The 18,648-nt window shown below is 59.5% G+C and carries 15 protein-coding genes; 6 read left to right on the plus strand and 9 right to left on the minus strand.

Features of this window, described 5'->3' with window-relative positions; all coding sequences use genetic code 11:
- The first annotated feature begins 101 nt into the window (after positions 1-101).
- Positions 102-1,454 (plus strand): amino-acid N-acetyltransferase, encoded by a 1,353-nt coding sequence (gene argA / locus HS122_00230; protein MBE7536823.1) that lies wholly within the window; start codon positions 102-104, stop codon positions 1,452-1,454.
- A 33-nt stretch (positions 1,455-1,487) separates the two neighbouring features.
- Here the strand turns inward: argA and HS122_00235 are convergent, their stop codons facing one another.
- Positions 1,488-1,949, minus strand: coding sequence for a RidA family protein (locus HS122_00235; protein ID MBE7536824.1), 462 nt, complete (start codon positions 1,947-1,949; stop codon positions 1,488-1,490).
- 98 nt (positions 1,950-2,047) lie between these two features.
- Here HS122_00235 and HS122_00240 point away from each other — a divergent pair, with 98 nt between their 5' ends.
- The 3 genes from HS122_00240 to HS122_00250 all read left to right on the plus strand — a co-directional run bounded on the left by HS122_00240 (position 2,048) and on the right by HS122_00250 (position 6,030).
- On the plus strand, positions 2,048-3,310 hold the full coding sequence (locus tag HS122_00240; protein ID MBE7536825.1) for an amidase: 1,263 nt from the start codon (positions 2,048-2,050) through the stop codon (positions 3,308-3,310).
- Between the two features lie 63 nt (positions 3,311-3,373).
- Complete coding sequence (locus HS122_00245) at positions 3,374-4,951, plus strand: GTP cyclohydrolase (protein ID MBE7536826.1); 1,578 nt, start codon at positions 3,374-3,376, stop codon at positions 4,949-4,951.
- Positions 4,924-6,030 (plus strand): creatininase, encoded by a 1,107-nt coding sequence (locus HS122_00250; GenBank protein MBE7536827.1) that lies wholly within the window; start codon positions 4,924-4,926, stop codon positions 6,028-6,030. Before HS122_00245 ends, HS122_00250 begins: the two co-directional genes overlap by 28 nt.
- 9 nt (positions 6,031-6,039) lie before the next feature.
- Here HS122_00250 and clpX read toward each other — a convergent pair whose 3' ends face one another.
- The 3 genes from clpX to tig form a co-directional block, all read right to left on the minus strand.
- Positions 6,040-7,335: an ATP-dependent Clp protease ATP-binding subunit ClpX gene (gene clpX / locus HS122_00255; protein MBE7536828.1), complete on the minus strand. Its 1,296-nt coding sequence runs from the start codon at positions 7,333-7,335 to the stop codon at positions 6,040-6,042.
- Between the two features lie 172 nt (positions 7,336-7,507).
- Positions 7,508-8,125 (minus strand): ATP-dependent Clp protease proteolytic subunit, encoded by a 618-nt coding sequence (locus HS122_00260; GenBank protein MBE7536829.1) that lies wholly within the window; start codon positions 8,123-8,125, stop codon positions 7,508-7,510.
- 20 nt (positions 8,126-8,145) lie between these two features.
- Complete coding sequence (gene tig / locus HS122_00265; GenBank protein MBE7536830.1) at positions 8,146-9,459, minus strand: trigger factor; 1,314 nt, start codon at positions 9,457-9,459, stop codon at positions 8,146-8,148.
- 129 nt (positions 9,460-9,588) lie between these two features.
- Here tig and HS122_00270 point away from each other — a divergent pair, with 129 nt between their 5' ends.
- Both HS122_00270 and alr read left to right on the plus strand, forming a co-directional pair.
- Positions 9,589-10,242, plus strand: coding sequence for a peptidase M22 (locus HS122_00270; GenBank protein MBE7536831.1), 654 nt, complete (start codon positions 9,589-9,591; stop codon positions 10,240-10,242).
- On the plus strand, positions 10,239-11,393 hold the full coding sequence (gene alr / locus HS122_00275) for an alanine racemase (GenBank protein ID MBE7536832.1): 1,155 nt from the start codon (positions 10,239-10,241) through the stop codon (positions 11,391-11,393). Before HS122_00270 ends, alr begins: the two co-directional genes overlap by 4 nt.
- Positions 11,394-11,442: 49 nt before the next feature.
- Here the strand turns inward: alr and HS122_00280 are convergent, their stop codons facing one another.
- From HS122_00280 to HS122_00300, 5 genes are all read right to left on the minus strand, one after another.
- Entirely contained in the window at positions 11,443-12,801 is a 1,359-nt protein-coding gene (locus tag HS122_00280; protein MBE7536833.1) for a UDP-glucose 6-dehydrogenase, read from the minus strand.
- Between the two features lie 116 nt (positions 12,802-12,917).
- Complete coding sequence (locus tag HS122_00285) at positions 12,918-14,936, minus strand: ATP-dependent zinc metalloprotease FtsH (protein ID MBE7536834.1); 2,019 nt, start codon at positions 14,934-14,936, stop codon at positions 12,918-12,920.
- A 121-nt stretch (positions 14,937-15,057) separates the two neighbouring features.
- Positions 15,058-16,116 carry a tRNA lysidine(34) synthetase TilS gene (tilS, locus tag HS122_00290; GenBank protein MBE7536835.1) on the minus strand — a complete coding sequence of 353 codons (1,059 nt, stop codon included), beginning with the start codon at positions 16,114-16,116 and terminating at the stop codon, positions 15,058-15,060.
- Between the two features lie 18 nt (positions 16,117-16,134).
- Positions 16,135-17,406, minus strand: coding sequence for a serine--tRNA ligase (serS, locus tag HS122_00295; protein MBE7536836.1), 1,272 nt, complete (start codon positions 17,404-17,406; stop codon positions 16,135-16,137).
- A 117-nt stretch (positions 17,407-17,523) separates the two neighbouring features.
- On the minus strand, positions 17,524-18,567 hold the full coding sequence (locus HS122_00300; GenBank protein ID MBE7536837.1) for a glycosyltransferase family 9 protein: 1,044 nt from the start codon (positions 18,565-18,567) through the stop codon (positions 17,524-17,526).
- Positions 18,568-18,648 lie beyond the last annotated feature (81 nt).

The raw sequence follows: 18,648 nt of genomic DNA on the forward strand, positions 1-18,648 counted from the left end.
CCGGTTTCAGGCGGAAACGGCATCGGCCACACCGGCGGGAGCGGTCAATCCATGCATTGACGCTAGCCAGTTCTCTGCATGAGGATGGCGCACCTTCATCGATGAGCTCTGGTTCCGCACCGGCCACTCCCTCAACAACCGCCGCCTCCGTTTCGCCCGCAACCGCGGCGGTGATCAAGCCGACCGACCTGAGGGGAATACTGAAGTATGTTCCCCGCTTTCAAGGGCAGATCTTCGTCCTCGCCTTGGATGGCTCGATTGTTGCCGACGACAATTTCGGCAATCTGCTGGTGGATGTCGCCGTGCTTCGTTCGCTCGGCATCCAGGTGGTGCTGGTTCATGGAATCGGCAAGCAGTTGCGCGACCTGGCCGAGCTCCGCGGCGTCGCCATTTCCAACAACGATGGCACGGGTGTGACGGATGCAGCCACGCTCGACCTGGCGATCCGCGCGTCCGCCCGGGTCTCGCACATCATCCTGGAGGGCCTGACGCAGAACTCGTTGAAGGCCGCCATCACGAACGCCGTCCGGGCGCTCCCCATCGGAATCATTCGCGGCCTGGACCATCAGTTCTCAGGCAAGGTGGAGCGCGTGGACCGGGACTTCATCTCTCATCTGCTCAAGGAGGACATCGTTCCCATCATGCCGCCCATCGGCTACGGGCCGGATGGAAAATCGATGCGAATAAACTCCGATCTTCTCGCCGCAGAGATTGCCGAGGCACTTCAGGCCACAAAGATCATCTACCTAGCGCCCGTGACCGGACTTGAGATAGACAATGAGATCCGGCGTGAAATCGCGATCGAGGCGCTGCGCGACATTCTAAAGACCAAGCCGGAGCGGATCGATGACCTCGTTCGAAGCAAGGCGACGCACGCGGTCAAGGCCATCGAGACGGGAACCCCCCGCGTTCACATCGTGGACGGGCGCGTCTTTGATGCACTGCTCAATGAGATCTTCTCGAGCGAGGGTGTTGGCTCGTTGATCTACGGCAACGACTACCAGCAGATCCGGCGAGCCACGCGACGCGACGTGCGGGCGTTGTATTCCCTGGTTCGCGGGGGCGTGAAGCGGGAGGAGCTTCTCCACCGCACGCAGCAGGCCATCGAGAGAAACATCGACCACTTCTTTGTCTTCGAGGTGGACGAAAACATCGTGGCCTGCGTCACGCTCATCTCCTATGCCGACAACCCGAAGCTCGCTGAGGTCGGATCGCTCTACGTCCTGCCTTTCTATCACAATCGAGGCATCGGCAAGAAGATGGTCGAATTTGCCTGCATGCGTGCAAAGGAAAAGGGAGCGGAGAGCGTCGTCGCGCTTTCAACCCAAAGCTTCAGCTTCTTCACCGGTGTGCTGGGCTTCGAGGAATCGGACAAGAGCATCCTTCCCGAGGCGCGTCTCAAGCTGTACGACGACAGCGGACGTTTCCCCCGCGTGCTGGTCAGGAAACTCTGATCTGCTGAAGTTGCACTTTTGAGAACGCCTGAACTACGCCTTCGCTTCAACTATGACCTGGATCTCCGTAGTTGCGTTCTTTGGCAGCCCGGCAACCGCCACGGCGGCGCGTGAGTGTCTTCCCGCGTCGCCGAACAGCGCGACAAATAGATCGCTGGCGCCATTGATGACGGCGGAACTATCCGCGAATCCGCTGATCGCATTGACGTAGCCGCCGACGTAGACGATGCGGGCAACCCTGTCGAGGGACCCCAGTGCCACCTTCACATTGGTCAGCGTGGCCAGGGCGCAGATCTTTGCCGACTCGTAGCCGGACTGCACCGTCTGCTCCCGCCCAACCTGTCCGGTGTGCGTCATCTCTCCGTTGAACGAACAAATCGTCCCTGCGCAAAAGAGCAGATTTCCCGTTTGCACTGTGGGAACATAGCTTCCCGCAGCAGCGGGGGGATTTGGCAGCGTGAGGCCCATTCCGGCCAGTTTGGCTTCAATACTCATGCCGGCGTTTATCGCCCGCCACGGCGATCAATGCCAGCCGTTTTCTCGCTCAACGAAGTCAATTGCCGCCGTTTCAGACATTTCCATACTGCACGATCATGTCGTTCACCGAATGGATTCAGCTTGCGCGATCCGGTCCCGATTCAGCCGCCAGGGAGGTCCGCCGCCGCCTCGAGTCGCTTTCCATCGAACAACAACGCGCGATCGTTTCGTGGATGCCCTCGATCGAGACTCTGGCCGGATCGATCGAGGTCGGACTGCGTTCCGGAGGTGGTCTCTCCGGGATCCCCTACCTGCTGAAGGATCTGTTCCCGGTGCGCGGTGTGCCGTTGCGGGCGGGCTCATCCTTTCTTCACGAAGTGCACCCCGCCGCCGGGGGCGATTGTTCGCTTGTCAAGGGGCTCTCGCGCGAGGGTGCCGCAATCGCCGGCACAACCCACCTTCACGAGTTTGCCTACGGATTGACCGGTGAAAACCCGCACTACGGCGATGTGGATCATCCACGGGTTCCCGGGCGCACCGCCGGTGGATCCAGCAGCGGTTCGGCCGCCGCGGTCGCAGCCGGAATCGTTCCGCTTGCCATTGGCACCGATACCGGCGGCTCGATCCGCGTGCCCGCTGCATTCTGCGGCATCTACGGCATGCGCCTCACGCCACGACATCCATGGATCGACGACGCGTTTCCGCTTTCACGCAGCTTCGACACCGCCGGCTGGTTCACCGCGACACCGGAGGACATGCTGACGACAATCTCGTCGCTTGTCGGAATCGCGAGGAGCCACCGCGCATTGAATGGGGTCTATCTCGGATTCGACGGATGGATCGAGGCGGACCGCGACGTTGCGCAGTCACTTGACGCAGCGGCGTCGGCTCATGCGGCAAGGGCGGACCGCGCGACTCGGGATGAACTGCTCGCCGGCTTTCACGGATCCTCCCAAGCCTATGCCGTCCTGCAAAGTGTGGATGCCTTTGAGGTTCATCGCGAATGGCTCGATTCCTGGAAGCAACGATACGGCCCGGATGTGTGGCATCGCATCGACCGCGGCCGTCACTGGCGACAGGATGAAATTGAGGCGGCGCGGATCAAGCTGACGGCATTGCGGCTCATGTGGAGCAGTTTCTTCCTGACCTTTGACTATCTTGTCATGCCGGCGACTCCATTTCCGGCACTTCGCAAGGTCGATTGTACGCTGGAGCACCGAAAACGTCTGCTCGAGCTCACCACGCCGGCAAGTCTTGGCGGCCTGCCGGTGCTGACCATACCTGTCCCCCTTGCATCCGGACTTTCAAGCGGCCTCCAAATCGTGGTCAGCTCTGCTTTAAGTCCCGTGATATCAAGCATCCTTTCACTGGGAAGCTGAGGCTATTTTTAAGAGGGAATCCTTTTACTTTATCAAAATCAGCGGAGAGATTCAAACGACGCCATGGCCACGATTCTTACATTCCCCCAGACACCAGAAAAGGCGAAGGCACCGGATTTCAGCGACCTTGTGCGCCAGCTCCAGCATCAGGCCGGGTCGGCATTGTCACTGGCTGGCAGCGAAGATCGTCCCCTGTACGGACGAACGCTCTACATCGCAAACTGCCCGCTGGACACGCGGTATGGTCCGTTTCGCGCGTATATTTTCCAGGATATCATCGACAAGCATTACATCGTCGCCCTGGCCCATGGTGACATCGTTGGCGCCAAGACGCTCTACACGCGGCTGCATTCGTCCTGCGTGACCAGCGAGACGCTTCGCGGCTGCGACTGTGACTGCGTGCAGCAACTTGAAGGCGCATTCCAAGTCATCGCCAGAAAGGGCAACGGCATCCTTTTCTATCTCCTGCAGGAAGGCCGGGGTGTGGGTTATGTAGGCAAGGCAAGGGATCGCATGCTCGTCCAGGCATCGCTGGACCAACTGTCCACTTTCGCCGCCTATCATGCCATGGGCCTCGAGAAGGATCATCGCAATTACGACAACATCTCGCAGATCTGTCACCTTCTCGGAATCACCGCATCGTGGATCGTCCTCACCAACAATCCGGACAAGGTGAAGGCGTTGAAATCGCAGGGCCTCGTGGTGACGGGAACCGAGTCTCTGGAGTTCGAGCCATCCCCGTTCAACCTGGCGTATCTGACCTCCAAGGCCGCTGGAGGGCACATCCTGAAAAGACCCGCGGCTACATTGGTGAAAAGTGCGCTTCCCCCGGAGCCGGTGATTCCCTTTCGGCCGCACGCGCTTCCCGATGCGCGGCGATTCATCTATTCGGCAAGCTACTATCTCCCCATGAAGCCGGTGGACAACAACGTGCTTCTGACCGAGGCCCAGTTCACCTCGCTTTTCCAGAAAAAGACCATCGACCGCTACATGTCGGGCGCACAACCCCTGGTTCGCGGTTATCAACTGATTCGCGGCAACCGTTTCTTCGTCAGGATTGACTCCGACAATCTGACCGCATTTCGACGTGAAAACGCCGCGGATCCCATCGTCGCGCTTCTGACGACCCCCTACTGGTTTCGAGTGCATGTCTACTATGACATCGTGACCAGTCAGGACATTGTCGTCCTGACCCACGGGCAGGCGCAGCCCACTGACATCCCCGTCGTGCGCCTTCACTCGGAGTCACTCTTCAACCGATTCCCCCTTCGCTCGGTGGACAACCGCGACAAGTTCAAGGCCTCGGTCAAGCACATCGTCACCTACGGCGTCGGAGCCATTCAACTCATCCACAACGACGGACGCGGAGCCGGGTTTGGCGCACATGCGACAGATCTCATGATGACTGAGACCGCTGAGGTGGCTTCCAGCGATGAGGCGTACCGCAAGAGTGGAGTCGACTACGACAGCCGCGACTATGATGCCGCGCTTCGCCTGCTGCGGCACCATATTCCGAACGAGAAGATCCAGATGGTCATGAATTCGCCTGGCAGTCTTGTGAAGAAACCCGAGTATGCCATGGCTCTCAATGCCCACAGGATCGACGTTGAGAAATGGATATTCCTCGACGATCAGGCCTGACCGCCTCCGGACCAGCCATGACTGACGAGCTGGGGCACGAACTCCTGCGGGAGCGCCTGGAGCGGATACCTGCAATTCTGGGGGCAATGCTCTCCAGCAGCCCGGCCTCATTGAAACCGGCGACGCTCTCCACCAGACGATTCGTGATAACCGGCACGGGCAGCTCCGAAGCTCATGCGCGCTACCTCTCGATGCTTCTCAATCTCCACTGCGATCGGGCGGCGATGTATCTCCCGCTTTCCGGATTCACCACGGCGAACGGCAGCTCATTCAAGGGGAAAACACTCGTGGTATTCTCCCAGGGCATTTCGCCCAACGCGCAGATAGCGATCAACCGGAGAAGGGACTTCTCCCATGTCATTATTTTCACGGCAACCACGCCGGAGACGGCCGCGCTGGCCGGAAAGCGGGATCGGGCCCTCCTGCTGCAACGGGTGATCGACGACGGCGGCGAACTCATCGAGTTCCCCCTCGCCGAGGAATACACGACGCTCATCCGTTTTGTCGGACCCATGGCCGGCTTTCTCGCGGCACTTCAGTTTGCCGCCCGCTTTCCGTGCTGCCGGTACGCGATGCCCACGCACGACGGCATACTGCCACTGCTCAATGCGAAACCCCCGGACGAACTTCTTGAGGCCATGCTGTCCCGCCCGGAGGAGTTTTCACAGGGCTTCAACCTGATCACGGCGGCTCCGATCTCCGACTTTGCACAGAACCTTGCGTGCAAGTTCATGGAGGGGCTGTACTGGCCCTGCCCTCCCATTTCCGACTTCCTTCAGTTCGCCCACGGCCCGTTCCAGCAGATGAACGCGCATCCGAAGCCCGTCGTGATTCTGCAGGGCGACAACCTCATGGAGGCGGAGATGGTGCAGCGAAGCGTCGCCATGCTTCGCGAAGTCGGACTCGGCGCCTACGTCATTCAGGTGAACGCGGGTGCTCTGAATTCGATTTTTGGATTCGAGGCTGCGTTGAATCGCCTGGTGTTTCCGGTCATGAAGCGCCTGCGGATCAACCAGGTGAGATGGCCGGGAAAGGGCCGCGATGATCTGCTGTACGGCTTCTGCCCCGACCCCGCCTGAAGAAACCCGTTAGGCGGCGTCCTGCTTGGCTTCCGCCTTCGACGCACGCCGGAGTATCGGGCGGCGTCTTCCCGCGACGACGGACGCATCAATGGAAACCTCGGCAATGTCGTCCCTCTGCGGGAGATCAAACATCACTTCAAGCATCAGCGCCTCGATGATCGAACGCAGCGCGCGCGCACCGGTCTTGAGCGCGATGGCCTTGCGGGCGATCGCCCTGACCGCGTCCGAGGTGAATCGCAGACGGACACCGTCCATGGCAAAGAGCTTCGAGTACTGCTTGACGATCGCGTTTTTGGTCTTGAGCAGAATGCGGACGAGATCCTCTTCACTCAACTGATCGAGCACGGAAACGATTGGCAGGCGACCGATGAATTCGGGAATCATTCCGAACCGGATGAGGTCCTCGGGCGCCAGTTCGCGCATCAGGACCTCCGGTCTGAGCGTCGCGTCCAGCTGCTTGCTGATGGAATTGAAGCCGAGGCCGCGCTGGCCGCTTCGACGCTGGACTATTGCGTCGAGGCCGACAAACGCACCACCGCAGATAAACAGGATGTTCTGCGTGTTGATCTGCACATACTCCTGGTTCGGATGCTTCCGCCCACCCTGGGGGGGGACGTTGCACACGGTGCCTTCGAGAATCTTGAGCAGCGCCTGCTGGACTCCTTCGCCGGACACGTCGCGTGTGATCGACACATTCTCGGTCTTGCGGCCGATCTTGTCGATTTCATCGATGTAAACAATTCCGCACTCGGCGCGCTTCACGTCGTAATTCGCCGATTGAAGCAGGCGCAGGACGACGTTTTCCACATCCTCACCCACATAACCCGCCTCGGTCAGAGTCGTTGCGTCGGAAATGGCAAACGGCACATCCAGAATTTTTGCGAGCGAACGAGCGAGCAGCGTCTTGCCCGAACCCGTTGGCCCCACGAGCAGAATGTTGCTCTTCTCGACCTCCACACCATCAAACTCCGGCGAAAGCGCCGTCGAGTCCTTCGGCGACTGACCGGAATCGAACATCAGGCGCTTGTAATGGTTGTAGACCGCAACCGACAGGACCTTCTTGGCGTGATCCTGACCGATGACGTAATCATCCAGTGTTCGCTTGATGTCAGATGGCTTGACCAGACGAAAGGAAGGCTTCGGCTCCGATGGAGGCTGCTTCACTTCACGGTCTATGATCGTCTTGCAGACGCTGACACAGGAATCGCAGATATACACCCCGGGGCCGGCGATGATTTTTTTGACCTCCGCCTGCGATTTTCCGCAAAAGGAACAAAGCGTCATGCGGGATGATTTTGCCATGGAGTTGCGTGGTTTGACTGCTCGTTTAAGAATGCTATGAGCCGAATCGCCTGTTCATCGACACAGCTAGCCATCAGTTGATCCGCTTGCAAACCCGAAGGCGCTGAAATCTCGGGCCGGACAATACCAGACTCAAATCCCGCTGATGACTACGGGATTGTGATGCCATTCGTCAGACCGCTGCCGCGATCTTGCTGGCATCGCGCATGGTAGCCTCCACGTGATCGACCAGACCGTAGGCCTTCGCTTCTTCAGCGGTCATGTAATAGTCGCGATCTGAATCCTTCTCAACCTGCTCGGCAGTCTTTCCCGTGTGCCTGGCCAGCGTTTCATTGAGCGTCTTCTTCCAGCGGAGAATTTCCCGTGCGGCAATTGCGATATCAGCGGTCTGCCCGCCTGCTCCACCACTGGGTTGATGGATCATCACCCTGCTGTTCGGCAGGGCGAACCGCTTTCCCTTGGTTCCGGCTGCAAGCAGCACGGTGCTCATGCTGGCGGCCATCCCGATGCAATAGGTGACGATGTCACATTGCAGAAAATTCATCGTGTCGTAGATCGCCATCCCACCCGTCACGATGCCACCCGGGGAATTGATGTAAATGTGGATGTCCTTCTTGGAATCCTCCATCTGCAGGAAAAGCAACTGGGCGATGACGCTGTTGGCGACACCATCGTCGATCGGAGTGCCAATGAAGATGATGCGATCCTTCAACAGGCGGCTGTAGATGTCCATCGACCGCTCGCCGCGGCCGGTGTTTTCAATGACGTAAGGGATGTAGTAGGAGCTCACAAGGAGTCGTGCAATGGACGTTAGGTCTTCGTCACCACCCTAGCCTTGGATACAAGGAATTCAACCGCCTTGTCGAAAATGATGTCCTGATGGATGGAGCGCAGTTGATCGCGATTGCCGTATAGCTGCTTCAGGAGCTTGTCAGGGGCGATATGGGATCGCTGCGACTCCTGAATGATGTATTGATTGATGTCGTTCTCCGAGACCTTGATCTCCTCCTTTTCAGCAATCTTGGAAAGGATCAACTGGCTCCTGACGCGCGAGGTCGCTGAACGCCGCGCACTCTCGTAGAGCTCCTTCTTGTCCTTTTCGAACTGCTCCTGAGCGACTCCACGGCGCATGTTCTCCTCGATGAAACGGCGCAGGACATTCTGCGTTTCGGCGTCAACCAAGGAGGAAGGAACCTCAAAGTCGGTCTTTTGAAGCAACGCGTCGATCACCTGGCGCCTTTGCTCCGTCTTGTTCTGAAATTCCTTCTGCATCGTGAGGTTTCCACGGATGCCCGACTTCAATGCATCCAGATTCTCAGCCTGATGCGTCTTGAGAAATTCATCATCGATCTCGGGAAGCACCCGTTCGCGCACCTCCAGGATCTCCACTGCATAAACCGCTGCCTTGCCGGCAAGGGCGGGAGCTGCGGAGAACTCCGGAGTGAATTGGATCGAGAGATCCTTCTTGTCGCCCGCGCGCATTCCGGCCAGTTGTCTGCCAAGTCCTGGAATCAATCCCTCCTGTTCGCCTTCGACTTCCTCCCAGGTTTGCGGGACCTTTCCGTAAATCTGCTTCTCCGGCACAAGTTCAAGGATGGCCTTGCCGTCGACAGTTCCATCATAGGCAAGTTTCACGTAATCTCCCTTCCGGGATGGGCGGTCCGCCACCTTGAAATCGGCGCGTTCGCTGCGAAGATGTTCAATGACCTGGTCGACCTCCGCATCCGACACCTCGGTGCCGCCCACTTCTGTGGTCAGCTCGGAATAGTCGGGCAGCGAAAACTCCGGGCGCACGTCAACCGAGAAGGTCACCTCTGCCGGCTTGCCGTTTTCGATGTCACCCGGCTTCGCGTTGACCAGATTCAGGATGTCAAGTTTGCTCTGGGCCAGCCCCTCCCGATACGCGTCCGCGAGGACCTTTTGCTTGAATTCCCCCTCGATGTCCTTCTCAAAACGCTTGGCAATCACGGCGATGGGCGCCTTGCCAGGGCGAAAGCCAGGGATCTTCGCAGCACGAGAAAATTCGGCGACAACGGCCGCGTATTTGGACGAGACCTCGCCGGCATCAAGCGTTACAACAAGGTTCTTGCGAGTAATTGACTGATCTTGGACTGCGGTGTTCACAGGGAAGAGCGTGCGTGAAAGGTTTGTTTGAAGAATCGTTGACGCTGCAAAGCCAATGAAGGGCGGTCAATGCCGTATTCTGAACGCTTGCACGGGATGCAGGCCGGCGGTTTGGTCGCGTTCTGTCGAATGCATACGCTGAAAAACCTCCGGCTTCTCCACGGTGCCATCCTTGTGCTGGATGCTGCGTCGATGGAGGTTCAAGTCGGACTTCTGCGCGCGAATGGACGGGACTCATGGTCTCGGATGCAGGCAGACGCCGGCCAGGGGATTTTTGCCTGCATGGAGCAACTGGGAAACCCATTGAAGGTGGTTGATGCGTTCATCTATTGCGAAGGTCCCGGATCAATCCTGGGAATCCGAACGGCTGCCGCGGCCATTCGCACCTGGCAGGCGATCCGACAGCGGCCCGCCTACCACTATCGAAGCCTCGATCTCGTCGCGCATGCGCTGGCGCCAAATCGAAGGAGCGTGCGGGTGATCGCCGATGCTCGTCGGGAATCCTGGCACGTTGTCGAAATCGGCGCCGCTGGCACCGTCATGCCGATCGCCCGCATTCCCCATTCCCATCAATCGACGGGAGACTCCGTCACACCGGAGCACTTCAGGACATGGGCAAAGCTTCCGCCTGGCACGCAAGTCGTCGACTATGATCTTCCACGGCTGCTGGCCGCCACGATGACAGTCCCGCTTCTCATGGAATCATCGGCACCAGACGCATTCTCTCATGAGCAGCCGCGGTATGCAACCTGGTCGCCGGCGATTCACCGCGCACCGTCATGAATCAGCCTGGTGCATCCCGCCTGCCGCTGCGCTGCTGGGCCGAGATCGATCTCGCGGCACTTGAGGGAAACCTCCACGCGATCCGGGCATCGCTCCCGGCGCACATGCGCTATGTCGCCGTGGTGAAGGCCGACGCCTACGGCCATGGCCTGCACCATGCCGCAGCCCGGCTCATGCACGCCGGTACCGATCTTTTCGCTGTTGCCACATTGACCGAGGCGATGTCACTGCGCGAACTGGGCTCGGGCTGGCCGATCCTGCTGCTGAGCCCGTTGATTTCCGAGGAGGATCGTTATGTGGCCGAGTTCGGGCTCACCGCCACGGTGTCAAGTTCCGACGAAGTCAGAAGACTGGCCGCGGCGGGCAGAAGAACCGGGCGTCCGGTCGAAGTGCATCTCAAGATTGACACAGGCACCGGACGCCTCGGCGTCTGGCATCCGGACGCTCCCGCCCTCTACGACGAAATCATGGCAACTCCGGATGTGCGGCTGGCCGGTGTGTTCACTCACTTCGCCGCTTCGGACGACGACCCGGTCTTCACCTCCGAACAACGCCGGCGTCTGGTGGCGGCGCTCGGGCGCTGCAAGGGGCTCAATCCCGCCTCGCTCTTCATCCATGCAGACAATAGTGCCGGACTCGAAAGCATCGAGACGGCAGGACCTTTCAACGCCGTGCGCATCGGCTTGCTCCAATTTGGCATTCTCCCCTGTGCAGGTTCACTGCTTTCCTCCGTCCGCGCGGAACCAGTCTTCAGTTTCAAGACAAAAGTCGGCCTGGTAAAGCGACTTCCCGCTGGCACAAGCATCAGCTACGGCCGCACCTGCACGCTGGAGCGCGATTCCAAGGTTGCGATAGTCTGTGCGGGATATGCCGACGGTCTTTCACGCTCCGCAAGCAACCGTGGCCGCGTCCTGATCCGCGGCATGCGCTGCCGCATCCTGGGACGCGTCACGATGGATCAAACCGTGGTGGACGTGACGGATGTTTCCGGGGTCATTGCCGGTGATGAGGCTGTTCTCGTCGGCCGGCAGCTGAACGAGGAGATCACGCTCGGGGAGTTCAGCAAGTGGGCAGACACAATTCCCTGGGAAACGCTGACCTCGATCACCAAGCGGGTTCCGCGGGTGTACTTGACTCCACTCGGGCTGTGAATCGAGCAGGCAGGCCGTGGCGCGGTTGCGTTGCAGGATGAATCCCTGATCACTTGCCGATGGCGAACACGCGGAATCCGAGAGCCCTCAGTTCCGAGTGGGGCAGAATATTCCGTCCGTCAAAGACAAAGGCGGGTTTCTGCATCGATTCGAAAATCCGGCGGAAATCCAGCGCCTTGAATTCATCCCACTCCGTCACCACCACAAGCGCATGCGCCTTGTCGGCGGCATCATGCGCCGAGTTCGCGACATGAAGCCTTTCACTGCCTCCGTTGGATCCCAGTGACTCCCTGCGAATTTCCTCCGGAGTCACCTTCGGGTCATAGACCGCCACGAAAGCCTGCTCTGCAAGAAGGTCCTTCACAACGCTGATCGCCGCGGATTCACGGGTGTCGTTCGTGTCCTTCTTAAAGGCGAAGCCCAGAACGGCGATTTTCTTGTCGGCCACGGAATTGAACAGTGTGCGGACAATCTTCAATGCAAAGCGGCGTTTCTGCCAGTCGTTCATGCGCACGACATGCTCCCAGTATGAGGCAACTTCCGGCAGTCCGAAGTGCTCGGACAAATAAACCAGATTCAGGATGTCCTTCTGGAAGCAGGAGCCGCCAAATCCAACGCTCGCCTTCAGAAACTTCGGGCCAATGCGCGAATCCCTGCCTATCGCGTTCGCGACCTCATCGACATCCGCCCCCGTCGCCTCGCAAAGCGCCGAGATGGAGTTGATCGACGAAATGCGCTGGGCAAGAAACGCATTGGCCACGAGCTTCGAAAGTTCCGACGACCAAAGATTGGTCGTGATGATTCGCTCCCGCGGCACCCACCTTGCGTAGACATCCACGAGCGCCTGTACCGCACGACTCCCTTCGGTTGTCTTTTCCCCTCCAATCAGAACCCGGTCCGGTGACATCAGATCCGCAATGGCGGTGCCTTCCGCAAGAAACTCGGGGTTCGACAGGACCTGATGGACCAGCCCGCGACCGCTTGCAGCCAGGATGTCCTTGATCGTTTCAGCCGTCTTGACGGGTATCGTTGACTTTTCGACGATGATCTTCGGTGAATCCGCCGCCTCGGCAATTGTCCGCGCAACCGACTCGATGTAACGAAGATCCGCCGCCCGTCCGGCTCCCGCTCCATAGGTCTTGGTTGGCGTATTGACCGCCACAAAGATCAAATCGGCTGCCTTGATGCTCCCGATGACATCCGTCGAAAAGAACAGATTGCGCCCCCGGCACTGGCGGACGACATCATCCAGCCCCGGCTCATAGACGGGCAGAACGTCAGACTTCCACGCGGCGATGCGCGCGGCGTTCATGTCGACCACGGTGACAGAAATGTCCGGGGCCTTCATTGCAATCATCGCCATCGTTGGCCCACCAACGTAGCCGGCACCTATGCAGCAGATTTTCATCGGTTCTTGTCAGTCGTTTGAGCGCAATACGTCACCGCAAGTCAATCGGCACATCCGGCGGCTCAATAAAAAGGGCGGACTTCAAGGAAGTCCGCCTTCGGGCCGCCAACGCATGTCTAGGCGGGATGCGGAGCCGGAGCCGCACCGCCCAATGGCTCCGGCAAGACTTTCTCCTGTGTCTTCTTGGCACCGCGATCATCAGGCTTTGCCACCGGCGGGTTGATCGCCTCTTGAACCACTGGCGACCGGATTTCGCCGAACTCCACGATTTCCTTGACGTGGCGACCTTCGATCGTCTCGTGCGTCAGGAGCGCTTCAGCAATCTTGTCGAGCGCCACGCGATGATCCAGAATGATCTTCGTCGCACGGGCATAGGTCTCATCCACGATCTTCTTGACCTCGGTGTCGATCAAACGCGCGGTCTCCTCCGAGACGGTGTGCGAGCGGGTAATTTCCCTCCCCAGGAAAACGGTGTCCTGGTTCTCGCCGTAGGAAATCGGTCCCAATGGACTCATTCCCCAGTTGCAGACCATGTGACGCGCCAGCTTTGTCGCCTGCTCTATGTCGCCGGACGCGCCGCTGGTGATATCCTGAAGCGCAACTTCCTCTGCGATTCGTCCACCAAACAGTGTTGCGAGCCGGTTGAGCATTTTCCTCTTGGCATAATTGTAGGTGTCCTTGGTTGGGATGTACATCGTGCTTCCCAGTGAACGTCCACGCGGAATGATGGTCACCTTGTGAACAGGCATGGAGTCGTCATCAATGACAACGCTCACCAAGGCGTGGCCCGCCTCATGATAAGCGACGACCTTCTTGTCGTCAGCATCCATCACCTTGCGGCGCTCACGTCCAAACAAGACCTTGTTTCTGGCATCGTCCACGTCCTGCATTTCCACCTTCTTCTTGTTGCGGCGGGCGGCAAGCAGCGCGGACTCATTGAGAAGATTGGCCAGTTCGGCACCGGAAAGGCCCGGAGTGCCGCGGGCGATCACACTCAGATCGACATCCTCGGCCAGGGTGATCTTGCGCGCATGAACGCGGAGCACCTGTTCACGACCGATGAGGTCGGGAAGATCCACATAAATCTGCCGGTCAAACCGGCCCGGCCGCAGCAGCGCCGAGTCCAGCACATCGGGGCGATTGGTCGCGGCAATGATGATGACCCCTTCGGTGGTGTCGAAGCCGTCCATTTCAACGAGCATCGAGTTCAGCGTCTGTTCACGCTCGTCATTGCCACCGCCAAGACCGGCTCCGCGCTGGCGACCCACCGCATCGATTTCGTCGATAAAGATCAGACACGGGGCGTTCTTCCGCCCTTGTTCGAACATGTCGCGAACACGGCTGGCACCGACACCGACGAACATTTCGACAAAGTCCGAACCGGAAATGCTAAAGAACGGCACGTCGGCCTCGCCAGCCACCGCTTTGGCCAGCAGGGTCTTGCCCGTGCCAGGCGGACCCACCATGAGAATGCCCTTCGGGATCTTGCCGCCCATGCGCGTGAACTTTTTCGGGTCCTTGAGGAATTCAACAACCTCAGAAACCTCCTCCTTTGCCTCATCGCAGCCCGCGACGTCGGCAAATGTGACCTTCTCCCGATCCCGCGTCAGCAGCTTCGCCCTGCTCTTGCCGAAATTGAGGGCGCCGCGACCGGCATTTCTCAACTGCCGCACGAAAAGAAAATAAAGCAGGCCAATGATGATGACGAACGGAATGATGTTCGTGGCCAGTGTGGCCAGGAGGGTCGTCGACGGCGGTTCGGTGAATTTTCCGGACTTCTGCAGGCGCTCCAGATTCGCATCGGTCAGTCGACCATACGCCCGGAAGTGCTGCGTCTTGCCCGTCTCCGTTGTCAGTATGGGTTCGACAGTTTCACCCCGTATGACGACATAGTCCCCCCCTCCGGAACCGTCGCGCTGAATCAATCCTTCGCGGACTTGCCCGGACTCTGCAAGCTCCACCACCTTCTGGATGTTGATGGAGGCAAACGATCTGCCGTTGCTGGGATTGAGGAAAAAGAGTGCGAGAACCGCCGCGACAATCGAGAGCCAGATCACCATGACTTTCGGTTGAAAGCGTTCGGGTGGCAGGTTCTTGAGCGGACGCCGCTTGTTTTTGTTTTCGGAATCGGACATTTACAGCTTTTGGGACTATGCAGGGAAGCTAGAGGTTCCCGAGCCGCAAGTCAATTGGTGCGAGTCGGTTTCGTTTGTGGAAATCGGCAGCATCAATTCCATTGCCGGCGAAAACGCACGGTCAGTGCGCTTTCGTCACTTTTTCACGATAGCTGAGGCGAAAATCGCGAATCTCAGCAAAGCCCTTTCGCCCCATGCTCATCCGTGTCGGCAGCCCCTTCTCCACCGCGAGCAGCAGCGCCTCGAAACCCTGGCGGGAAAGGTCCCCTGCCCTGTCCGCGAGCGCCTGTCGCCACCGCTGCAATACCCTGCGCACCACGGCCCGGGGCGCGCCTGTCAAGGCGCGCAGATCAACGGTCAAGCCGCGCCGGGCCTTGAGCCGGTCCGCCCACAGCTCGAGCGCATCGTCATCCTCTTGGAGAAGTGTGCGTGTCAATGCAGCGCCGGACATCGCATCGCGGCCACCGGCCGCCTCGCTCCATGCTGGCATGACACGTTTGCGAACGCGATTTCGAAAATGCTCGCTCTTGGCGTTCGTTGAGTCCTCGCGCCAGGGCGCGGAAATCGATGCGAGGGCCTGCTCGATTTCGGTCTTGGAAAGTGTCAGCAACGGGCGGACATGAGTCCGGAGCCGGCCCATGGTCTGCACCGGCCGCGGTGCCGCCAGCCCGGCGGATCCGCTCCCTCGGGCAAGGCGCATGAACATGGATTCGGCGATGTCATCCTTCTGGTGGCCGAGCCAAAGCGCCCTTGCGCCCAAGCGCATCTGCTGCTTCCGGAAGAATTGAAAACGGGCTTCACGCGCGCCGGCCTCGCTGGCACGCAGACCGTCGGAATCTGGTCGCCGCCAGGAGTCGGTAAAAAAGTTGACACCCAAGCCGGCACACACCGATCGACAGAAACGCGCATCACCCCCTGATTCGGCCCCGCGAAGGCGGTGGTTGAAATGCAGGGCGGCCAGACGCGACCGCTGCAGCGGCCAGTGCGCCCATACAAGCAGCATCAGGGCAAGGGAATCAGCCCCGCCGGAAAACGCCACGCACCAAGGCCCTCGAGCGGCACGACTTCGTCCTTCGGCCCATTCAAGTACCTCGGGGTGCAGCCGATGCAAAGGCACGACAGCCGCAAGGCGTTCAGCGGCCTCCCTCCAATTTCGTCGGAACGAGCGTCTTGCTGGCATTCCGAAAGACCTGCGGTCTCAGTCGAATCTGACAAACTCTTCGCGGAAATAAGGAACCAGAACCGCCGGCAGCCTTACCCGGCCATCCGCCTGCAGGTTGTTTTCAAGCAGGGCGGCAAGCACCCGAGGCACGGCAAGTCCCGAGCCATTGAGGGTGTGAACCAGCTCCGGACGCCCCGACTCTTTCGAGCGATAGCGAATTTGCGCCCGCCGCGCCTGAAAGCTCTCAAAATTGGAGCAGCTGGAAACCTCCAGCCACCGCTTCTGGCCACCACCCCAGACCTCAAGATCGTACTTTTTCGCCTGCGCAAACCCGAGGTCGCCCCCGCACATCAGCAGCACGCGGTAGGGCAGCTCAAGTTTGCGGAGCAGGCTCTCCGCATCGTCCCGCAGCCTGTCGAGTTCGTCATAGCTGGTGTCCGGATGCACCCATTTGAGCAGTTCCACCTTGTCGAACTGGTGGAGTCGATTCAATCCGCGAACATCCTTGCCATAGCTCCCCGCTTCCCGGCGAAAGCACGGGGTGTACGCGCAGCGATAGACCGGCAGGTCATCAGCCGAAAGGATCTCATCCCGGAAAAAATTCGTGAGGGGAACCTCCGCCGTCGGGACCGCATAAAGATGATCGTGCACGGTCTCGTACATCTGCCCCTCCTTGTCGGGGAGCTGGCCCGTCGCCGTGGCGCTCGCCGCATTCACGAAGATGGGTGGAGCAACCTCCAAATACCCCGCCCTGCCAGCCTCCTCGAGAAAGAACTGAAGCAGTGCACGCACCAGACGCGCCCCCTGGCCCACATAAAACGGAAAACCCGCCCCGGTCACTTTGGACCCGCGCCCGAAATCGAAAAGACGGTCGAATCCGGCAATCTCCCAGTGAGGCCGTGCGGATGGTGAAACGGATGCGACGTCACCATGAGTTGAATACACCTGATTGTCCTCAGGCAGGCGGCCCTCGGGCACGCTCGCATGCGGAATGTTCGGCAGCGTCAGCATCGCCTGGCGCACCGCCGCCTCCGCCAGCGCAAGCTCCGACTCCTTCTCCTTTGTCCGGGCTGACACGGACTTCATTTCGGCCACTTTTGCGATGAACTCGGGTGAACCCTTTTTCAGCGCCGCCATTTCGGTGTTGGCCGACTTCTGGCGTGAGCGCAACAACTCGACCTCCTGAACCAGCGCACGCCACGAGGCGTCAAGCTCGAGAACGGCATCGACGTCAACATCGAGATGCTTCCGGGCGATGGCGGCACGGACGCGATCGGGCGATTCACGCAATAGTTTGGGATCGAGCATGGGAATTACGCCAAACCATGAAACGTCGGATTTGAACACACTATTCTTGTCATGAATGGCTAATGTCGATCGTTGGCGCAGGGTCCGCAAGGTTTCCGCCCTTGAGCGTGCACCTGGCTATATCGCGCCGAAAAACCGGGGGTCCGCCTGCTTGAGAGCACCCATGACCTCACGCACCGTGACCAGGCGCAGATTCCCATTTGGAGCGGAGACCGAGAAATTGGTGCCATTGTTCGGCGGGTATGGGCCGTACATGGCGACATCGGTCGGCCCATAGATCCCAAGCACCTTTCTGCCCTGGGCCGCCGCGAGGTGCAGGGGACCGCTGTCATTGCCAATGACCCACGCGGCCTGCTTCAGGATCTCGCTCAACGACTCCAGGGCCAATCTCCCGGTCAGATTGAGGAATCGCGCGCTGGTCGCATTCTCACCTGAAAATGTCAGGGCGCGATCACCGGCCCAGACTGCATGAAAATCACCGGATGCCGCAAGCAGGGCGTCGGTGAGCGCGGGGAATCCGGGCCAGCATTTCTCTTCACGCCGTGAATCAGGGAACAAGACGATCAGATTTTCCTTTGGGAATGAACGCCATTCGTCCGGCAGGCGCAGGCCATCCGAGTTGAATTCAACGGCTTTCGGCAGGCGCGCAGCGACGCCGGCGGAGCGGCAGAATTCGAGCAGGATCGCCAGCGCATGACTGCGTTTTCCCTGGGGAGGAAGCTCCACCCGCTCCGTGTAGAAAAATCCCGCCCCCTCCCTTCTGTCCTTCCGCCCGATCTTCCGCGGCGCCTTCGCCCGACCTGTGATGAAGCCCGTGTAATACCGACCCTGCATGTCCATCACCACATCGAAGCGAAGCCCGCGCAGATCCCGAAACACCTGACGCAATCCCGCGAGAAGCGGACGCCGCTTGAAGGAGATCGTCTTGTCCACCACCGTGCAGCTCCTCACAATCGCGGCAAAGGCATCGCGTGCAATCCAGGTGACGTGCAGACCGGGAATCTGCTCACGAAGGGACGCCACAACGCGCAGCCCCTGGATGATGTCGCCCAACGAGGAAGTCTTGATCACCAGCAAGCGCATGTTGTCCGCCTCGCAGGCTTGGATCCCACCCCGGGGCTTCGCAATGACAAATGCAGCCGCCCCATCCACCTGAGGCATCAAGACAAAAATTCCGCCTTTAACCCGCCGGCCGAATCCTTTGCTCTTGCTGCGCCTCGCGCCGCGCAACCGCCATATCCT

It is taken from the genome of Opitutaceae bacterium (genome assembly GCA_015075305.1).
Taxonomy (GTDB): domain Bacteria; phylum Verrucomicrobiota; class Verrucomicrobiia; order Opitutales; family Opitutaceae; genus UBA6669.

What these genes read in the sequence shown, in the direction of transcription:
- argA (MBE7536823.1), top strand. Translation starts at nt 102, where the DNA reads ATGAGCTCTGGTTCCGCACCGGCCACTCCCTCAACAACCGCCGCCTCC.
- HS122_00235 (MBE7536824.1), bottom strand. Translation starts at nt 1,949, where the DNA reads ATGAGTATTGAAGCCAAACTGGCCGGAATGGGCCTCACGCTGCCAAAT.
- HS122_00240 (MBE7536825.1), top strand. Translation starts at nt 2,048, where the DNA reads ATGTCGTTCACCGAATGGATTCAGCTTGCGCGATCCGGTCCCGATTCA.
- HS122_00245 (MBE7536826.1), top strand. Translation starts at nt 3,374, where the DNA reads ATGGCCACGATTCTTACATTCCCCCAGACACCAGAAAAGGCGAAGGCA.
- HS122_00250 (MBE7536827.1), top strand. Translation starts at nt 4,924, where the DNA reads ATGGATATTCCTCGACGATCAGGCCTGACCGCCTCCGGACCAGCCATG.
- clpX (MBE7536828.1), bottom strand. Translation starts at nt 7,335, where the DNA reads ATGGCAAAATCATCCCGCATGACGCTTTGTTCCTTTTGCGGAAAATCG.
- HS122_00270 (MBE7536831.1), top strand. Translation starts at nt 9,589, where the DNA reads ATGCATACGCTGAAAAACCTCCGGCTTCTCCACGGTGCCATCCTTGTG.
- alr (MBE7536832.1), top strand. Translation starts at nt 10,239, where the DNA reads ATGAATCAGCCTGGTGCATCCCGCCTGCCGCTGCGCTGCTGGGCCGAG.
- HS122_00280 (MBE7536833.1), bottom strand. Translation starts at nt 12,801, where the DNA reads ATGAAAATCTGCTGCATAGGTGCCGGCTACGTTGGTGGGCCAACGATG.
- HS122_00285 (MBE7536834.1), bottom strand. Translation starts at nt 14,936, where the DNA reads ATGTCCGATTCCGAAAACAAAAACAAGCGGCGTCCGCTCAAGAACCTG.
- tilS (MBE7536835.1), bottom strand. Translation starts at nt 16,116, where the DNA reads ATGCCAGCAAGACGCTCGTTCCGACGAAATTGGAGGGAGGCCGCTGAA.
- serS (MBE7536836.1), bottom strand. Translation starts at nt 17,406, where the DNA reads ATGCTCGATCCCAAACTATTGCGTGAATCGCCCGATCGCGTCCGTGCC.
- HS122_00300 (MBE7536837.1), bottom strand. Translation starts at nt 18,567, where the DNA reads ATGCCTCAGGTGGATGGGGCGGCTGCATTTGTCATTGCGAAGCCCCGG.